At 60.9% G+C, this 2,970-nt stretch carries 6 protein-coding genes; all 6 read right to left on the reverse strand.

Features of this window, described 5'->3' with window-relative positions:
* A partial coding sequence (locus ACP5J3_RS12415; RefSeq protein WP_428495976.1) for a hypothetical protein occupies positions 1-290 on the reverse strand: 290 nt, incomplete at its 3' end.
* Positions 287-610 (reverse strand): hypothetical protein, encoded by a 324-nt coding sequence (locus tag ACP5J3_RS12420; RefSeq protein ID WP_263246070.1) that lies wholly within the window; start codon positions 608-610, stop codon positions 287-289. The genes ACP5J3_RS12420 and ACP5J3_RS12415, both read right to left, overlap by 4 nt.
* A gap of 49 nt (positions 611-659) precedes the next feature.
* Positions 660-962 (reverse strand): hypothetical protein, encoded by a 303-nt coding sequence (locus ACP5J3_RS12425; RefSeq protein WP_263246068.1) that lies wholly within the window; start codon positions 960-962, stop codon positions 660-662.
* A gap of 23 nt (positions 963-985) precedes the next feature.
* Entirely contained in the window at positions 986-1,309 is a 324-nt protein-coding gene (locus tag ACP5J3_RS12430; RefSeq protein ID WP_263246067.1) for a hypothetical protein, read from the reverse strand.
* Positions 1,306-1,938 carry a hypothetical protein gene (locus tag ACP5J3_RS12435; RefSeq protein WP_428495977.1) on the reverse strand — a complete coding sequence of 211 codons (633 nt, stop codon included), beginning with the start codon at positions 1,936-1,938 and terminating at the stop codon, positions 1,306-1,308. The genes ACP5J3_RS12430 and ACP5J3_RS12435 overlap by 4 nt, the downstream gene beginning before the upstream one ends.
* Positions 1,935-2,612: a hypothetical protein gene (locus ACP5J3_RS12440; RefSeq protein WP_428495978.1), complete on the reverse strand. Its 678-nt coding sequence runs from the start codon at positions 2,610-2,612 to the stop codon at positions 1,935-1,937. Before ACP5J3_RS12440 ends, ACP5J3_RS12435 begins: the two co-directional genes overlap by 4 nt.
* Positions 2,613-2,970 lie beyond the last annotated feature (358 nt).

Below are 2,970 nucleotides of genomic sequence, written 5' to 3' on the forward strand. Positions count from 1 at the left end.
ATGAGCCAGCCGCCGTATACCTCGGCCATCAGTCTCTTCACAGCCTTGGCCACCCCCCTCCTCCACAGCTTCTTCAAGTAGGGAGCCGCCTCGGGGGGCGCCCCCACGTCTCTAAGCCACTCTGCGAAGGAGCTGTAGAAGCGGTCTTGCCTCGTCTTCAAGGCGGCTTCGAGGTAGTAGCACTCCACCCGCGCGGCGCCTCCGCCGCACTCCTCCACATACCGCTGGAGGAAGCTGTAGCGCTCCTTCAAGCGGCGGCACAGCACCTCCCTAACCTCCTCCCACATCATCTCAACAACCTCGCCATCTGCCTCCTAGCCGCCTCGTCCACCAGCAGAAGAGCCTCCACCACGGCGTCCTCCCAGTCGGCCGCCGGCCCCAGCCTCTGCTGTAGTCTTATTAAAAACGGCACGTGCCTCTCCCCGAGGCCCAGCCTCTCCGCGCTGAAAACAACCTCCCCGCCCCCCACGCGCCACACAGCTTCAAAAACCTGCAACGCCCTGCACACGGGGCCCCTCCACATAATTCTTGAACACGCCGCGTAGTACCCAGCCGCGGCGTCTACAAGCCTGTAGGCCTCCCCGCAGATCCTACCCACAAGCGCCTCCATGGCAGAGGCCGGGGGCGGGGGGATTAACTTAACCCAGCCGGTGGGCCGGTTAGCTCAGCCCGGCCAAGATCTTGGCCAGCTCTCTGCAGAACACCGAGGCGGCCTGCGCCGCAAGCGCCGTGACCAGCACCCTCCTCCCTCTGAGGTCCTGGGCCACCGCGTCGAACACCTCCTCGCTGATGTCAAAACCGGCGAGTTTAGACAAAACCTCCCGCGTGACCTCCACCTCCCCGCTCCTAAGCGCGAAGGCCTCTATGTTGATACAGGCGGCGGCGCACATGACGTTGCCCCTCCCCGCCCTCCTACACCTCCGGCACATCTTAAAGAGGTATTCAAAAGTGGCGCAGGACACACCACGCGGGAAACACCAGTATATTACAATTCGCGCCTCACCTCCTCTAGAAACGTCTTCACGGCTCTAACCACGAGGGCCCTCACGGACACCGCCCTCCCCCTCCCGGCGAGCCTCGCCGCCTCCCTCACCACCGCCCGCGCCGCGACCCTCGGCTCGATTTTTATCCAGAAGTTCCTCCTCACCACCCGGCCGCACTCCCCCAGAGCCGCCACCATGGCGGCGGCGCACAGCCTCGGGAACCTCCTGGCGAAGGCAGGCTTCTGGCACTCCCCCTCCCACACCCTCTTCATAACCTCAAGCACCTCGGCGTAGGCGGGGGCCCACCTAGCGGCGCCGCAGGTCATGCCAAAAGCCCAATCCTCCTGGGGAACTCCTCGTCGCGCAGAAGCCTGTCTAGAAACGACCTGACTAGAGGAACTTTATCCGGATTCTCCCTGAGGATCCGACACAGAGCCTCCACCTCTGCCGCAAGCCCGCCAGCCTCTGCAGAAGACGCCAGGTCCTCTCCGCCCCGGGCCTCGGCTTGAAGTTGCTCTAGCCCGGCCGCCTCCATGTGGTAAGCCGCCTGCCTCAGCTTTGCTATCTTCTCCTCTATGCCCGCCGGGGTGATTCTGTAGCTGAGTTCAGATTCGAGCTTGGCGGCTGTGTCGATGTTTACTAAACGTTCTCTGCCGGTGTTTTCCAAATAGTATATAAAGCTGAGCGCCAGCTCCTTGGCCCTGGGCGTGTTGTACACGAGTGTGCCGGCGGCGCCCCGCACCCAGGCGGCGTACGCCACGGCGCCGTCTGTAATGACTACGTTCAGCTCGTTGCCCACCCCAGCCGCCTCCAGCCACTGCCTCACCGCCTCAGCCGCCTCCTCCTCCCCAGCCTCTTCAGAAAGCAGACTGTAGACAGAGGCGTCAGGTTTATATACCCCCTCTAACAGACACACCTCAACGTCTCTAACCCGCCACTGCTTTAGACACCTCATCCCTTTACAAAGATTTTCGAAAATGTCGGCATGCCGTCATTTGTGGAAATCTTTGTAAAGCGCCTCAGCGCGGCGCCGCCGCCGCGGCCTAGCAGAGCCTCGACGGACTTTATGCCTCCGGTCTCGGCCCAGTACAGCATGGAGGCCAGGGGGTGCAGGCCGCAGTTCGCCGCGTCTTGGTAGTGTATAGGCCTCACGGAGAAGACCTCTCTCACAAGCTCCCACGGAAATACGAAGACAGGCGGCCTAACCCTCTTGCGGACGGTGTAGTCCCAGAGCTTAACCCCGGCCTCCCTCGCCCTCTTGGTGAGAGAAGTGCACTCTCTGAGGTATGTATATGCTTTTTTAGACGGCATGAGGAAGACGCTGGGGGAGGCTGGGCACCTCTCCCCCAGCCCCGGGCAGGGGCCTTTCTTATCCCAGTGCTCGAAGGTTGGAGGCACCTCGCCTCGGGCGTAGGCCTCCCAGAGCGCCTTAAAGGGCCCCTCGAACGTGACGTCTTGGAGGTAGAAGTGGCCTATCTGCGGCCTGGCGTAGAACAGGTAGAGGGGTTTGATGCCCGAGGCCTTCTCCACGTGCTCGCAGACCCCGCCCAGCTCCGAACACACCACGTCGAAGTCTCTATAGTGGAGCAGGGCGAAGGGCGGGAGCCCAGGCCTAAGGACCACCACCACGCAGAGACCCCCTAGACCCCATTTAAACCTTTCGCTCGACGTAGATACCAGCTCCCCTCTACAAAAACAAAAACTATTAAACAATCCTCTTTAAAACAGTCAAAAGGAAAAATATATAGATAGAAGTTTTGGCCAACTAGAGTCTATATATCGATAATATCTGTAAATTGAGGGCACTGTTTTAAACCTCGCGTATCCATAGATTCCGCTGAAACTTCCAGAAAACTCCCCCGTATATAAAGATATGTAGCGGCGTGGAGAAGGCGGCGGGGGCTGGGGACTCGCAGACGCCCCTCGGCGCGTGGCGAGCCGACGCGTTCCGGTCCACAACGCTGAGTGCTCCAAACGTCTTGGCGCG

It is taken from the genome of Pyrobaculum sp., from assembly GCF_049971835.1.
Taxonomy (GTDB): Archaea; Thermoproteota; Thermoprotei; order Thermoproteales; family Thermoproteaceae; genus Pyrobaculum.

What these genes read in the sequence shown, in the direction of transcription:
- ACP5J3_RS12420 (WP_263246070.1), bottom strand. Translation starts at nt 610, where the DNA reads ATGGAGGCGCTTGTGGGTAGGATCTGCGGGGAGGCCTACAGGCTTGTA.
- ACP5J3_RS12430 (WP_263246067.1), bottom strand. Translation starts at nt 1,309, where the DNA reads ATGACCTGCGGCGCCGCTAGGTGGGCCCCCGCCTACGCCGAGGTGCTT.
- ACP5J3_RS12435 (WP_428495977.1), bottom strand. Translation starts at nt 1,938, where the DNA reads ATGAGGTGTCTAAAGCAGTGGCGGGTTAGAGACGTTGAGGTGTGTCTG.